Consider the following 12,921-nt stretch of genomic DNA (forward strand, 5'->3'; position numbering starts at 1 on the left):
GCAACAAAAACTTCATCCTCGTTCGCCAACATTTCGATAATATTCGAACTATGGAAACGTTAAATGCAGCCGAACTCCTCGCAGCCCTGGGTCATGAATCCCGCCTGAGCATCTTCAGACTGCTGGTGGAAGCCGGACCTGAAGGCGTTCATGCGAGTTCAATAGGGGAACAGCTCGGCATGGCGCCGGCCACGCTGTCCTTCCACCTCGCGCATCTGAGCCGGGTCGGGCTGATTCGCGGGCAGAAGGAGAGCCGCTTCATCCGCTACACGGCCGAGTTTCCAACCATGGACGAACTGATCGTCTTTCTGACCAGCAACTGCTGCCAGGGCGAGGCCTGCCTGCCCAAGGCAAGCGCATGCAGCACGACGGCACAGGGTCGAAACCTGAAAACCGACACAAATACCTGCAAGGAGCCCTGATCGTGGAACGCCCGCTCAACGTCCTGTTTCTGTGCACCGGCAACTCGGCCCGCAGCATTCTGGCCGAAGCCATTCTGAACCACTCCGGGAAGGGACGCTTCAACGCCTTCAGTGCCGGCAGCCACCCCAGCGGCACGGTCAATCCCTTCGTCCTCGAACTGCTCAAGCAGCAGGGATTTGCCACCGAGGGCCTGCGCAGCAAGGCCTGGTCCGAGTTCGCCACACCCGACTCACCCAAACTGGATTTCGTGTTCACCGTGTGCGACAACGCCGCGGGTGAAGTGTGCCCGGTCTGGCCCGGCCAGCCGATGACGGCGCACTGGGGCATCGAAGACCCGGCAGCGGTGACGGGTGACGATACTGCTAGGCGTCATGCCGTATCCAGGGCGCTGCACATGCTGAATCGTCGTATCGCGCTCTTCACCAACCTGCCCTTTGCCAAGCTCGACCGCCTGTCGCTACAGAACAGGCTCGACACCATCGGCGACTTGCGCAAGCAGGGCGAATGAACACCAACGACTGAAAACAATACCGAAATGAGTACTCTCAAGACCGTGCTGGTGTTATGCACCGGAAACTCCTGCCGCTCGCAGATGGCCGAAGCGATCCTCAACCATGAGCTTGGCGACCGGGTTCGCGCCCTGTCCGCGGGCACGCTGCCGCAGCCGAAGGTTGCCGATGGCGCGATCGAGGCCTTGAAGGCCGCCGGCCTGCCGACCGCGGGCCTTCACCCCAAGACCATCGACGCCGTGATCGACGAGCCGATCGACCTGGTGGTGACCGTGTGCGACAACGCCAAGGAAAGCTGCCCGATCTTCCCGCGTGCGGTGCCGCGCATGCACATGCCTTTTCACGATCCACACGGCGAGCCGCTGGAGAGTTTCATCAAGGTACGCGACGAAATCCGGACGCAGCTGATTCCCGCTGTCCGGACTGCGCTGGAGCTGTGAACGATGTCTGCACAATGTGAAGCAACCGCCAAGCTTGCCGCCGGCGCGCCGATGAGTGTTTTCGAACGCTACCTGACGGTGTGGGTGTTCCTGTGCATCGTGACCGGGATTACGCTCGGCGAGTTCGCGCCGGGCGTGTTCCAGACCATTGGGCGCATGGAATACGCACAGGTGAACCTGCCCGTCGGCCTGCTGATCTGGGTGATGGTGATCCCGATGCTGGTCAAGGTCGATTTCGGCGCGCTGAATGAAGTCAGGCAGCACGTGCGCGGCATCGGCGTGACCCTGTTCGTGAACTGGCTGGTGAAGCCGTTCTCCATGGCCTTTCTCGGCTGGCTCTTCATTCGCCACCTGTTTGCGCCGATGCTGCCGGCCGATCAGATTGACAGCTATATTGCCGGCCTCATCCTGCTCGCCGCGGCGCCGTGCACCGCGATGGTGTTCGTGTGGAGCAAGCTGACCAATGGCGACCCTTTGTTCACCCTGTCGCAGGTAGCGCTGAACGACGCCATCATGGTGTTCGCCTTCGCGCCGCTGGTCGGCCTGCTGCTTGGCATCTCGGCAATCACCGTGCCGTGGGCCACGCTGGTGACCTCGGTGGTGCTGTACATCGTGATCCCGGTCATCATCGCCCAGGTGTGGCGCAAGATGCTGCTGGCCAAGGGCCAGGCCGCTTTTGACGCCGCGATGGAGAAGATCGGCCCGTGGTCGATTGCCGCACTGCTGCTGACGCTGATTCTGCTGTTCGCCTTCCAGGGCGAGGCGATCCTCCGGCAGCCCCTGATCATCGCGCTGCTGGCCGTGCCCATCCTGATCCAGGTGTTCTTCAATTCGGCGCTGGCCTACTGGCTGAACCGTGCCGTCGGTGAGAAGCACAACGTGGCCTGCCCGTCCGCGCTGATCGGTGCGTCGAACTTCTTCGAGCTTGCGGTGGCTGCTGCCATCGCCATCTTCGGCTTCAACTCGGGCGCGGCGCTGGCCACCGTGGTGGGCGTGCTGATCGAAGTGCCGGTGATGCTGCTGGTGGTGAAGGTCGTGAATTCGTCGAAGGGCTGGTACGAAGCCCGCTAGTCTCCAGGAAGATCGTCATGAAGAAACTCGAAGTCTTTGATCCCGCGATGTGCTGCTCCACCGGCGTGTGCGGTGTCGATGTCGACCCGGTGCTGGCCCAGTTCGCGGCCGACCTGAAGTGGGTCGAGGAACACGGCATCAGCGTCGCGCGCCACAACCTCGGTCAGGAGCCCCAGGCTTTCGTGGCCAACCCGGCGGTGGTGAAGGAGATGGAAGCCGGCATGGAGCGCCTGCCAATTCTCGCGGTGGACGGCCACATCGTGTCGACCGGCATGTACCCGTCACGGCTGCAGCTGGCGCAGAAGCTCGACATCACGCTGACGCGGGACGAGAAGCCCCGCATCAAGGCCGGCAGCCCGTGCTGCTCGCCCGACTCCGGCTGCTGCTGAGGCAAGGGAGCAGACCATGGCATTGCCCGACACCCGCACGCGCTACCTGTTCTTTACCGGCAAGGGCGGTGTCGGCAAAACCTCGCTGTCCTGCGCCACCGGCCTCGCCCTGGCCGATGCCGGCAAGCGGGTACTGATCGTCAGCACCGACCCTGCGTCCAACCTCGACGAAGTGCTCGGCCTTGCGCTGAGCCAGACGCCCACCGCCGTGCCGGACGCGCCCGGCCTGTTCGCACTCAACATCGACCCGGAAGCGGCCGCGCACGATTACCGCGAACGCATGGTCGCCCCCTATCGCGGCATTCTTCCAGACGCGGCCATCCGCAGCATGGAAGAACAGTTTTCCGGCGCATGCACCGTCGAAATCGCGGCCTTCGATGAGTTCTCCAAGCTGCTTGGCGACCCGGCATCGACGGCCGGCTTCGACCACATCATCTTCGATACTGCCCCCACCGGGCATACGCTGCGCCTGCTCACCCTGCCATCGGCGTGGAACGAGTTCATCAACTCCACCACCGGCGGCGCATCCTGCCTCGGCCCGCTGGCCGGGCTGGAAAAGCAGAAGGCCTTGTATGCCGCGACCGTCGCAAGACTGGCCAATGCGGCAGAAACCACCGTCATCCTGGTAAGCCGCCCGGATGAGGCCTCGCTGCGTGAGGCGGACCGCACCTGTGGCGAACTCGCGGAGCTCGGCATCAGCAATCAGACGTGTGCGATCAACGGCGTGTTCGCGGCCGGCACATCGGACGATGCGATTGCACAGGCGATGTCGCGCCGCGCCGCCGACGCCCTTGCCCGGATGCCGGCGCGACTCGCCGCACTGCCCGGCGTAACCATCCCCTTCCTGCCCCGGGGCACGGTCGGACTGGCCTCGCTGCGGCTGATGCCCCATCCGGAAACGGCTGCGATTGCCGACGCTGCGCACACGCCCTCCACCACGCTGCCTCCGGGCATGGCAGGGCTGGTCGATGAAATCGCGCGAGCCGGGCACGGTGTCGTGATGACCATGGGCAAGGGCGGCGTGGGCAAGACCACGGTTGCCGCCGCCATCGCGCTGGCACTGGCGCAACGCGGAAACAAGGTCGTGCTGTCGACCACCGACCCGGCAGCCCATGTGGCGGCCGCGCTCGATGCCAGCGAGCCCGGGCTGAGCGTCGCCCGCATCGATCCGAATCTGGAAGTGGCGCAGTACACCCGCGAAGTGCTGGACAAGGCCGGGAGCAGTCTGGATGCCGCCGGCCGCGCAATGCTGGAAGAGGATCTGCGCTCGCCCTGCACCGAAGAGATCGCGGTGTTCCGCGCCTTTGCGCGCACCATCGACGAAGGCAAGGACGGCTTTGTGGTGCTCGATACCGCGCCAACAGGCCACACCATCCTGCTGCTCGATGCTGCCGAGGCCTACCATCGCGAAGTGATGCGCACCCAGGGCGACATGCCCGAATCGGTGCGCGAACTGCTGCCGCGGTTGCGCGACAAGGCCTTCACCCATGTTCTGATCGTCACCCTGCCCGAGGCAACACCGGTGCATGAAGCCGAGCGCCTGCAGGCCGACCTGGCCCGTGCCGGCATCGAGCCCTTTGCATGGGTGATCAATCAGTCATTGCTCGCCAGCGGCACGCACGATCCGCTGTTGAGCCAGCGCGGAGAGGTCGAGATTCCCTTCATTCGCCGGGTGGCCGACGAACTGGCAACGCGCAGCGCGCTGATTCCGTGGCTTGCGACCGCCCCCGTGGGCACAGCGGGCCTGGCGCAGATCACGCGCTGATCGCACCCACGCGGAGCAGGCCGGCGGGCCCGGTGAGCGCTGTTTACAGGCCGATGCCGGGCCGGTCGCCGAGCAAGGCCCTGCGCGTCACCGGGCGCTTCAGTTGCTCGAGCCACCATTGCAGCGCCCGGCCCGGTTCGCTGCGGTCGCGCGTGAGCCAGACATAGCTGACCTGCACCTTGCGCTCGGTGCGCGCCACCGCCTTCGCCACCAGGCGCCCGGAATCGATGTAGGGCTGCGCGAGACAGCTCATCAGAAAACCCGCACCGATCCCCCGCACATGCGCATCCACCTTGGCCTCCACACTGCCCACGGTAAACACGTCCTGCCCTGGCAGCAGTCCGGTGGTGATGCCTGTGCCGCGCGGATTCGAGTCCGCAATGGCAACAGCACGATGCTGGCGGATCACTTCGTCGCTCAAGGGCTCGGGCTCACGCGCGAGCGGATGATGGGGTGCCACGGCGAACACGAATCCGATCTCGCCGATGTTTTCCCGCTGCAGGCCCGCGGTGCTCGCCCCCTCGACCCCCATGCCGGCAAGGGCGAGATCCGCCTGCCCCGAGGTGAGCGCCTCAAGCGTGCCTGACAGCACCTCGTCGCGCAGCTTCAGGCGCGTCGGGGGGTTCATGGCGAAGAAGGCTTCGCACAATTCCATCACCGTCAAGCGGTTGATGAGGCCGTCGACCGCAATCGTCAACTGCGCCTCCCAGCCCGTGGCGACGCGCTTGACGCGGTTGGCCACGGCGTCGATATCGGCCAGCAGGCGCCCGCCTTCCCGCAGCAGCTCCGCCCCCGCCTCGGTGAGCCGGGCCTGACGCGAGCTGCGGTCGAACAGCAGCACGTCGAGCGCATCCTCGATCTGGCGCACGCGGTAAGTCAGGGCGCTTGGCACCACGTTCATTGCGCGTGCCGCGGCGGCAAAGCTGCCGGTACGGGCAATGACCTGCAGCATGGCCAGGGCGTCGGGGCTCAGCGCCTCACGGGGCGTCAGCATGCGGCACTCCTTCATTCAAATAATTTGAATGATGCCATCAAATCCGCAGACTGATCAGCCCGCCCCCCGCCACCACAATGGATCCCATCAACAAGGAGATCCAGACATGATGAGCTTACGCAGATCACAGGACCGCGGCCACGCAGATCACGGCTGGCTCAAGAGCCAGCACTCGTTCTCGTTCGCCGGCTACTACGACCCGGCACACATGGGCTGGGGCAACCTGCGCGTGATCAATGAAGACCGCGTGGCAGCGGGCACCGGCTTCGGCAAGCACGGCCACCGCGACATGGAGATCATCAGCTATGTGCTGGCCGGCGAACTGGCCCACCAGGACAGCATGGGCCACATCAAGGGCATTCCGCCCGGCGATGTGCAGCGCATGAGCGCCGGCAGCGGCGTCACCCACAGCGAGTTCAACCACGCCCAGGACCAGACCACGCACTTCCTGCAGATCTGGATCGAGCCGAACGTCACCGGCATTGCGCCGAGCTACGAACAGAAGACGATCCCGGAAGCGCAGAAACGCGGCGTGCTGCGGCTGATCGCCTCACCCGATGGCGCACAGGACTCGGTGACGATCCACGCCGACGCCGCGCTCTACGCCGGACTGTTCGACGGTGACGAAAGCGCAGCACTGACGCTCGCCGCGGGACGCAAGGCCTATGTGCATCTGGTGCGCGGCACGCTCGACGTCAATGGCCAGACGCTCTCGACCGGCGACGCGGCCCTGCTCGCAAACGAGACGCACATCGCACTGAGCCACGGCAAGGATGCGGAAGTCCTGGTTTTTGACCTTGCTGCATGAACACAACACACCCCTGACCCCAGGCACCTGCCCCCAACCCAAGACAGAACCCACTAAAGGAACCGCCATGTTCAACACCCTTCAGAACCCCCTCAGCCTCGTTGGCCGCCTGCTGCTCGCCGCACTCTTTCTTCCGGCGGGGATCGGCAAGCTGACCGGCTTCTCCGGCACCGTCGGCTACATCTCGTCGGTCGGACTCCCGCTGCCCGAAGTTGCTGCGGCACTTGCGCTCGTCGTAGAGATCGTCGGCGGCCTGGCCCTCATCGCCGGCTTTGGCACCCGTCTGGCAGCGCTCGCACTGGGCGTGTTCACGCTGGTCGCATCGTTCTTCTTCCACAACTACTGGGGCGTTGCGGCCGAGCAGCAGTTCGTTCAGCAGCTGCTGTTCTTCAAGAACGTCGCCGTCGCAGGCGGTCTCTTCACCCTGGCCGCCTTCGGCGCCGGCGCCTGGAGTATTGACGCCCGTCGCGCCGCGGCCTGATCCCTTTCCGATGTACGCCGGCCACCGCCTGCGCCCTGCATGCGGTGGCCAAGGAATGCAGTACCCCCCTCAAACTGAAGCAAGGAGCAAGAAATGAGTAAAGTCGTCGTGGTTTATCACTCCGGTTACGGTCACACCCAACGCATGGCGGAAGCCGTTGCCGCAGGCGCTGACGCCCAGCTCATCCCGATCGATGGCGAAGGCAACCTGCCCGAGGGCGGCTGGGAGCTGCTTGCCGCTGCAGACACCATCATCATGGGCAGCCCGACCTACATGGGCACCGTGAGCTGGCAGTTCAAGAGGTTTGCAGATGCCTCCTCCAAGGCCTGGTTCGGCCAGCAGTGGAAGGACAAGGTCTTTGCCGGCTTCACCAACAGCGCCACGATGAACGGCGACAAGCTGTCTACGCTGCACTACCTGTTTACGCTGGCGATGCAGCACAGCGGGATCTGGGTGGGCACGGGCATGATGCCGAGCAACACCAAGGCCGCTCAGCGCAATGACCTGAACTACGTCGGCTCGTTCAGCGGCGCGATGGCGCAGTCGCCGTCCGACAGCAGCCCGGACGAAATGCTGCCGGGCGACCTGGAAACCGCGCGCCAGTTCGGCAAGCGCGTCACCGACGTCACGGCCCGCTTCAAGGCCTGAGCCTGAGCAGTCGGGCGCGCCAGGGCTCACCGCCCCCGCGCCCGACACCGCGCATGATCAGGCGCAGCGCCAGCTCAATGCCGGCCACTTGCGCGCCTTGGCGACGGCAGCGAGGCGCTCGTCCGCATTGACCACGACCGGGTGGCTGACCGCTTCAAGCAGGGGCAGATCGTTTGCCGAGTCGCTGTAGAACCGGCACGCCTTGAGTGCGCCCTCATCCATGCCCCGAGCCCGCAGCCATGCAATCAGGCACGGCTGCTTCTGCTCGCGAAAGCAGATCGGCCCCTCGATGCGTCCGGTCAGCCCGCCCTTGCGCACCTCGGCCCGCGACGCGATGACAGGCACATCGAGCAGCTCACCGATCGCATCGGACAGAAAGCTGTGGGTCGCGGTGATGATCGCCAGCGTGTCGCCCTGAGCGCGATGCTCGGCCAGCACAACCAGCGCCTCCACACTGATGCGCGGCGCAATGCAGGATGCAACGAAGGCCTTGCGCACGGGCAGCCAGTCGCTCAGCGGCCGCGCCCCCAGCAGGCCCAGGTGAAAGCCGTAGTAGTCGGTGATGTCGAGCTGTTCGGCCGCGTAGCGCGCCATGTAGTCGGCCTGGGCCGCCAGTACGGTGGCGGGCACATGGCCGTTGTCGACCAGGTATTCGAGCCACAGGGTATTGCTGTCACCGTCGAGCAGGGTGTGATCGAGATCGAAGAGCGCAAGAGACATTGGGTTTGATCGTGTGTGAAAGGTTTGGGTCGGACCGGCTCAGTCGATGAGCAGCCCGTCCGCATCGAAAAATGGATAAGGTCCGTCATAGTCGCCGACCACTGCGCCGTGGCTGACGATGCGGCCGTCGGCCCACCAGTGCAGCATGAAACCCGGTGGCTCCATGCGGAAACAGCTCGGCGCGTCGGGGCGGATATCGAGTGCCACCTGATGTGCCGGACTCGGGCTGGTCAACACCCGACGCCCGCCCACGGTGGTCTGGATGTTGCGGTGCAAATGGCCGCACAGAATAAGCTCGATCTGCGGATGACGCGAGACGATTTCGGCAAAGGCCTCGCGCCCGGTGAGCCCGATGTCGTCCATGTGGCCGATACCGGTCAGGAACGGCGGATGGTGCATGACCACCATCGTCGGTTTGTCGGCAGCCTGACTCAGCGTCGCATCCAGCCATTCGAGGCGCTCGCGGCACAGCTCGCCCCGCCCCGAGTTCGGCACCAGGGTATCGAGCCCGATGATGCGCAAGGGGAAGCGATCCTCGATCACGAACTGCAGAAAGCCGCTTGCCGGCAGGTAGCCATCCGCGGAAAAGGCCGCGCGCAGGGCGTCGCGGTCGTCATGATTGCCCGGCACGACCACGAGCGGCTGTTTCAGCGGAGCAAGCAGGGTCTTGAGCCAGACATACTCTTCCGCCCGCCCGAGGTCGACGAGGTCGCCACTCATCACGATCAGGTCCGGCTGCGGATCGAGTTTCAGCACATTGGCCACGCAGCGCTGCAGCATGGCCGCGGTATCGACGCGACGGTAGGCGAGTTTGCCGGGAAGCTTGATGTGGGTATCGGTGATCTGCGCGATCAGCATGGTCGCATTCCTTCAGTGACTGCCGCGGTGGGATGAGAGGTCGAGCACGCCCTGCGGGTCCACCCGCAGGCGAACCTGCTCCCCGACCCCTCGGGTGCAGCGCGCCGCGCTTTCCATTACCAGAGGCTGGCGGTCGCCAACGTCGACGAACAGCCGGGTACGGTCGCCCAGAAAGAAGGCGGCGGCGACCGTGCCGACCAGATCGGCAGGCTCGCCCTCCTCCGCAATGCGTACATCCTCGGGGCGGAACAGAATCTCATCGGCCGCACTGTGCCCGCCATGCCAGGGCACGATGCCAGCGGCACACACGAAGCCCTTGGGCCCCATTTCGCCACTGAGCCGGTTCATCGTGCCGATGAAGCCGGCGACAAAGGGCGACGCCGGCTGGTGATAGATCTCGCGCGGAGTGCCGGTCTGGGCCACGCGGCCATGCGACATGACGATGATGCGGTCGCCCAGCGCCATCGCCTCGGCCTGGTCGTGGGTGACGTAGATCGCGGTGATACCGAGTTCGCGCAGCAGCTGGTTGATCTCGACCCGCAGTGCGTCCCGCAACTGGGCGTCGAGCGCGGTCAGCGGCTCGTCGAGCAACAGCGCGCGGGGCTGTACCGCGAGTGCGCGCGCCAGCGCCACCCGCTGCCGCTGCCCGCCGGAGAGCTGGTCGATGCTGCGGTCGGCCAGCGCCTCGATGCGCATCATTGCCAGCATTTCGGCGACCCGCGTGCGCTGCTCGGCCACAGGCCGTTTGCGGATGCGCAATCCGTAGCCGATGTTCTCGGCCACCGTCATGTTGGGGAAGAGCGCGTACGACTGGAACACCATGCCGACGTTGCGCGACTCGATGCTTTGCGCCGTGACATCCACGCCGTCGAACAGCACCCTGCCACCGGCGTCCGGCTGTTCGAGCCCGGCGATGAGGCGCAGCGTGGTGGTCTTGCCGCAGCCGGAGGGCCCGAGCAGCACGAGGGTTTCGCCCGCACGGATGTCGAGATCGAGCGGCTCCAGCACACGGGTGCCGTCGGCAAAGGTCTTGGCGCAGGACTGCAGGCTGATCGACAGCGGCTTGGGAGATGTGGCGAGTGTCATTTCGACTCCGGAACAGGATCGTCGCTGATGAAGCGTCTGGGCCGCGGGCGGGCAAAGGCCTGCATGGCCAGCAGCAGCGGCACGATCATCAGCAGGAAGATCAGGGTGTAGGCGCTGCCGATCTCGAGCCGCAGCGACGCATAGGCGTCCGCCAGACCAACCGGCAGGGTCTTGGTCAAGGGGGTGTGCAGCAGCCAGGTGAGGTTGAACTCGCCGATGGAAAGCGTCACCACCATCAGCGAGCCGGCAAGAATGCCGTTGCGGCAGTTCGGCAGCACGATGTCGAAGAAGCGCTGGCGAAAGCTCGCGCCGAGCGAAGCCGCGCCCTCCTCCAGGGTCTTGAGGTCGATCGACGCCAGCACGGCCAGCACCGAGCGCACCATGAACGGCAGGGTGAACAGCACATGTCCGACCAGGATGAAGGTCCATGAGGTGCGAAAGCCGCCCATCCCGCCGTAAGCCGAAATCAGTGCAAGTGCGGTGGCGAGGCCCGGCACCGCGATCGGCAGCATCAGCAGTTCCTCGACCACCCGGCTCAGACGCGAGCCCGAGCGCGTCAGCACATAGGCGGTGGGTACGCCGAGCACCAGGGTGACGAGCAGGCAGGCGAGCGCGATGCCGATCGAGCGGAAGATCGTGTCGCGGTAGCCGTCCCACACCTCGAACACCCAGCGCAGGGTCAGCCCGCTTTCGAGACCGACAAAGTAGTTGGACGTGAGCCCGGCCAGAATCGACAGCACGACCGGTACGATCAGGAAGGCGCACACCGCCAGCGTAAATGCCAGTTGCAGGCCGAAGAGCATCTTGTGACTTTTCATTGCCGCCCCCTCATCCTGCTGCCGCGACGGTGGAGCCCGCAGCCGTCCGCGCAAGTGCCAATACGAGCCAGGTCACCGCCCCGAGCACGAAGCTCAGTGCCGCCGCCATGGCGATGTTGGCCGACAGGGTGAACTCGGTATAGATGACCATCGGCAGCACGTTGATGCGCGCTGCCAGCGTGAATGCAGTGCCGAAGGCACCGACCGCGGTCGCGAAACAGATCGCGCCGGCGGAGATGAACGCCGGCTTCAGCCCGGGCAGGATCACGTCGAGCACCACCCGCCAGGTTGAGGCCCCAAGCGAGCGCGCCGCCTCCTCAAGCCGGGGATCGAGCTTCTCGGTCGCACTCATCACCGTGAGGATGGTGCGGGGCACGGAGAAATACACATAGCCCATGAACAGGCCGCCAAGCGAATAGGCGAACACCCATTTATCGCCTCCCAGCGCCTGGGTGATGGTGCCGACCAGGCCCTGGCGACCGGCCAGCATGATCACCATGAAGCCGATCACGACACCGGGAAAGGCCAGCGGCAGGGTGAGCATCGATACCAGCAGCGCATTGCCGGGAAAGCGGTGGCGCTGCAGAAACACGCCGGCGATGGCACTGATGATCAGAGTGGCCACGGTGGTGGCGGCGGCCACACCGAGCGTGGCCAGCAGCGAATTGAAATAGATCGGATCGGTGAGGATGGCGGTGTAGGCCGACCAGCCGCGCGCACCGCTGCCGCCGACAAGAAACAGCCGGCACATTGGCAGAATGAAGAAGGCCCCGAAAAAGGCGGCCGCAGGCAGGAGAAGGTAGATCATGTTCGGGAGTCGCGCCTGGAAATGCACGGGCAGGTCTGGCCGGCCCGTGCATCCCGAGAACCGCGCGAGTTACTTCACTTCGTTGCGGTAGCGTTCGACGATCATCGGCTGCGCGGCGGCGAGCTTCTTCAGGTCGACCGGTTTGGCACGCGCATAGTCGGCGTCGGGCAGGAAGCGGGCCTTGGCCTCGGCCGACAGATGCTCGGCAAACACCGGGCGCAGATAGGCATTGCCCCACATGGTCTGGCTTTCATCCGACAGCACGAAGTCGAGGATCTTGCGGCCGTTGTCGGCTTGCGGCCCGCCCTTCACCAGACCCATCACGTAGGGCAGCACCACGGTGCCTTCCTGCGGAATGACGAAGCGGGTGGGCGCCTTGTCGCTGTACTGACCGCGATAGGCGTTGAAGTCATAGTCGATCAGGATCGGGATCTCGCCGGAAATGACGCGGGCGTAGGAGGTCTGCTTGGGAACAATGGGCTGGTTCTTCGACAGCTGATTGAGGAAGGCAATCGCCGGGTCGATGTTGTCGTAGCTGCCACCGAGCGCGAGGTTGATCGCCATCACACCAAGCTGACCGACAGCGGCCGACGTCGGGTCGAGATAACCGACCATGCCCTTGTATTCGGGCTTGAGCAGATCGGACCAGCGCTGCGGCACCGGCTTGCCGCCGAGTGCGGCGGTATTGACGAACAGGCCCAGGGTACCGGAGTGGATGGCGAACCAGTGGCCATTCGGGTCTTTCAGCCCGTCAGGAATCTTCTCCCAGCCCTTGGGCTGGTAGGGCGTCAGCACGCCGGCGTCGCGCGCCGGGTCGGCAGCGATGCCGCCGAGATAGACGACGTCGGCCACCGGATTGGCCTTTTCTGCGATCAGCGCTGCAATCGACTGCCCCGAGTTCTTGTTGTCCGGCGGCACCTGGATGCCAAGACGGGTGTTGATGGCCTTGAGCTGAGAGCCCCAGTCGGCCCATTCGGGCGGGCAGTTGTAGCAGATGGCGTGGCCTTCGGCATGGGCAGAGGCGATGGTGCCAACGGCGGTCACCGCCAGCGCGATGCCGGCGACAAAACGTCGCATTTTCGGAAAGTTCATGGTCGGATCTT

The 12,921-nt window shown here is 65.1% G+C and carries 16 protein-coding genes; 9 read left to right on the top strand and 7 right to left on the bottom strand.

From position 1 onward, the window contains the following. Positions 1-50 precede the first annotated feature (50 nt). Genes CEW83_RS11445 through arsA form a run of 6 tightly spaced genes read left to right on the top strand, consistent with a single transcriptional unit; the run spans position 51 to position 4,597 of the window. A complete protein-coding gene (locus CEW83_RS11445) occupies positions 51-422 on the top strand; it encodes an ArsR/SmtB family transcription factor (protein WP_108949455.1) in 372 nt (123 codons plus the stop codon). Beyond that, positions 419-931, top strand: coding sequence for an arsenate reductase ArsC (locus CEW83_RS11450; RefSeq protein ID WP_420094102.1), 513 nt, complete (start codon positions 419-421; stop codon positions 929-931). The genes CEW83_RS11445 and CEW83_RS11450 overlap by 4 nt, the downstream gene beginning before the upstream one ends. Before the next feature lie 27 nt (positions 932-958). Continuing rightward, positions 959-1,372, top strand: coding sequence for an arsenate reductase ArsC (locus tag CEW83_RS11455; RefSeq protein ID WP_108949457.1), 414 nt, complete (start codon positions 959-961; stop codon positions 1,370-1,372). Positions 1,373-1,375: 3 nt separating this feature from the next. After that, positions 1,376-2,443 (top strand): ACR3 family arsenite efflux transporter, encoded by a 1,068-nt coding sequence (arsB, locus tag CEW83_RS11460; RefSeq protein ID WP_108949458.1) that lies wholly within the window; start codon positions 1,376-1,378, stop codon positions 2,441-2,443. A gap of 17 nt (positions 2,444-2,460) precedes the next feature. Continuing rightward, positions 2,461-2,832, top strand: a complete 372-nt coding sequence (arsD, locus tag CEW83_RS11465; RefSeq protein WP_108949459.1) for an arsenite efflux transporter metallochaperone ArsD — start codon at positions 2,461-2,463, stop codon at positions 2,830-2,832. A 16-nt stretch (positions 2,833-2,848) separates the two neighbouring features. Continuing rightward, a complete protein-coding gene (gene arsA, locus CEW83_RS11470) occupies positions 2,849-4,597 on the top strand; it encodes an arsenical pump-driving ATPase (protein WP_108949460.1) in 1,749 nt (582 codons plus the stop codon). 43 nt (positions 4,598-4,640) lie between these two features. On the opposite strand, the gene CEW83_RS11475 is transcribed toward arsA, so the two are convergent. Beyond that, the gene (locus CEW83_RS11475) at positions 4,641-5,591 is read right to left on the bottom strand and encodes a LysR family transcriptional regulator (protein ID WP_108951363.1); all 951 of its coding nucleotides are present in this window, start codon (positions 5,589-5,591) and stop codon (positions 4,641-4,643) included. A gap of 106 nt (positions 5,592-5,697) precedes the next feature. On the opposite strand from CEW83_RS11475, the gene CEW83_RS11480 reads away from it, so the two are divergent. The 3 genes from CEW83_RS11480 to CEW83_RS11490 all read left to right on the top strand — a co-directional run bounded on the left by CEW83_RS11480 (position 5,698) and on the right by CEW83_RS11490 (position 7,528). Beyond that, on the top strand, positions 5,698-6,399 hold the full coding sequence (locus tag CEW83_RS11480) for a pirin family protein (RefSeq protein ID WP_108949461.1): 702 nt from the start codon (positions 5,698-5,700) through the stop codon (positions 6,397-6,399). A 67-nt stretch (positions 6,400-6,466) separates the two neighbouring features. Next, positions 6,467-6,880 (top strand): DoxX family protein, encoded by a 414-nt coding sequence (locus CEW83_RS11485; RefSeq protein WP_108949462.1) that lies wholly within the window; start codon positions 6,467-6,469, stop codon positions 6,878-6,880. Between the two features lie 93 nt (positions 6,881-6,973). Continuing rightward, positions 6,974-7,528, top strand: a complete 555-nt coding sequence (locus CEW83_RS11490) for a flavodoxin family protein (RefSeq protein ID WP_108949463.1) — start codon at positions 6,974-6,976, stop codon at positions 7,526-7,528. Between the two features lie 57 nt (positions 7,529-7,585). Here the strand turns inward: CEW83_RS11490 and CEW83_RS11495 are convergent, their stop codons facing one another. The 6 genes from CEW83_RS11495 to CEW83_RS11520 all read right to left on the bottom strand — a co-directional run bounded on the left by CEW83_RS11495 (position 7,586) and on the right by CEW83_RS11520 (position 12,910). After that, the gene (locus CEW83_RS11495) at positions 7,586-8,248 is read right to left on the bottom strand and encodes an HAD family hydrolase (protein ID WP_108949464.1); all 663 of its coding nucleotides are present in this window, start codon (positions 8,246-8,248) and stop codon (positions 7,586-7,588) included. Between the two features lie 39 nt (positions 8,249-8,287). After that, on the bottom strand, positions 8,288-9,106 hold the full coding sequence (locus tag CEW83_RS11500) for a phosphodiesterase (RefSeq protein ID WP_108949465.1): 819 nt from the start codon (positions 9,104-9,106) through the stop codon (positions 8,288-8,290). Between the two features lie 12 nt (positions 9,107-9,118). Beyond that, positions 9,119-10,192, bottom strand: a complete 1,074-nt coding sequence (locus CEW83_RS11505; RefSeq protein ID WP_108949466.1) for an ABC transporter ATP-binding protein — start codon at positions 10,190-10,192, stop codon at positions 9,119-9,121. Next, positions 10,189-11,010: an ABC transporter permease gene (locus CEW83_RS11510; RefSeq protein WP_108949467.1), complete on the bottom strand. Its 822-nt coding sequence runs from the start codon at positions 11,008-11,010 to the stop codon at positions 10,189-10,191. The genes CEW83_RS11505 and CEW83_RS11510 overlap by 4 nt, the downstream gene beginning before the upstream one ends. A gap of 10 nt (positions 11,011-11,020) precedes the next feature. After that, the gene (locus CEW83_RS11515; RefSeq protein WP_108949468.1) at positions 11,021-11,818 is read right to left on the bottom strand and encodes an ABC transporter permease; all 798 of its coding nucleotides are present in this window, start codon (positions 11,816-11,818) and stop codon (positions 11,021-11,023) included. 69 nt (positions 11,819-11,887) lie between these two features. Next, positions 11,888-12,910, bottom strand: a complete 1,023-nt coding sequence (locus CEW83_RS11520; protein WP_108949469.1) for an extracellular solute-binding protein — start codon at positions 12,908-12,910, stop codon at positions 11,888-11,890. Between the last annotated feature and the right edge of the window lie 11 nt (positions 12,911-12,921).

The organism is Parazoarcus communis, assembly GCF_003111645.1.
Taxonomy (GTDB): Bacteria; Pseudomonadota; Gammaproteobacteria; order Burkholderiales; family Rhodocyclaceae; genus Parazoarcus; species Parazoarcus communis_A.

What these genes read in the sequence shown, in the direction of transcription:
- arsB (WP_108949458.1), top strand. Translation starts at nt 1,376, where the DNA reads ATGTCTGCACAATGTGAAGCAACCGCCAAGCTTGCCGCCGGCGCGCCG.
- arsA (WP_108949460.1), top strand. Translation starts at nt 2,849, where the DNA reads ATGGCATTGCCCGACACCCGCACGCGCTACCTGTTCTTTACCGGCAAG.
- CEW83_RS11520 (WP_108949469.1), bottom strand. Translation starts at nt 12,910, where the DNA reads ATGAACTTTCCGAAAATGCGACGTTTTGTCGCCGGCATCGCGCTGGCG.
- CEW83_RS11505 (WP_108949466.1), bottom strand. Translation starts at nt 10,192, where the DNA reads ATGACACTCGCCACATCTCCCAAGCCGCTGTCGATCAGCCTGCAGTCC.
- CEW83_RS11485 (WP_108949462.1), top strand. Translation starts at nt 6,467, where the DNA reads ATGTTCAACACCCTTCAGAACCCCCTCAGCCTCGTTGGCCGCCTGCTG.
- CEW83_RS11490 (WP_108949463.1), top strand. Translation starts at nt 6,974, where the DNA reads ATGAGTAAAGTCGTCGTGGTTTATCACTCCGGTTACGGTCACACCCAA.
- CEW83_RS11510 (WP_108949467.1), bottom strand. Translation starts at nt 11,010, where the DNA reads ATGAAAAGTCACAAGATGCTCTTCGGCCTGCAACTGGCATTTACGCTG.
- CEW83_RS11445 (WP_108949455.1), top strand. Translation starts at nt 51, where the DNA reads ATGGAAACGTTAAATGCAGCCGAACTCCTCGCAGCCCTGGGTCATGAA.
- arsD (WP_108949459.1), top strand. Translation starts at nt 2,461, where the DNA reads ATGAAGAAACTCGAAGTCTTTGATCCCGCGATGTGCTGCTCCACCGGC.
- CEW83_RS11480 (WP_108949461.1), top strand. Translation starts at nt 5,698, where the DNA reads ATGATGAGCTTACGCAGATCACAGGACCGCGGCCACGCAGATCACGGC.
- CEW83_RS11455 (WP_108949457.1), top strand. Translation starts at nt 959, where the DNA reads ATGAGTACTCTCAAGACCGTGCTGGTGTTATGCACCGGAAACTCCTGC.
- CEW83_RS11495 (WP_108949464.1), bottom strand. Translation starts at nt 8,248, where the DNA reads ATGTCTCTTGCGCTCTTCGATCTCGATCACACCCTGCTCGACGGTGAC.
- CEW83_RS11515 (WP_108949468.1), bottom strand. Translation starts at nt 11,818, where the DNA reads ATGATCTACCTTCTCCTGCCTGCGGCCGCCTTTTTCGGGGCCTTCTTC.
- CEW83_RS11475 (WP_108951363.1), bottom strand. Translation starts at nt 5,591, where the DNA reads ATGCTGACGCCCCGTGAGGCGCTGAGCCCCGACGCCCTGGCCATGCTG.
- CEW83_RS11500 (WP_108949465.1), bottom strand. Translation starts at nt 9,106, where the DNA reads ATGCTGATCGCGCAGATCACCGATACCCACATCAAGCTTCCCGGCAAA.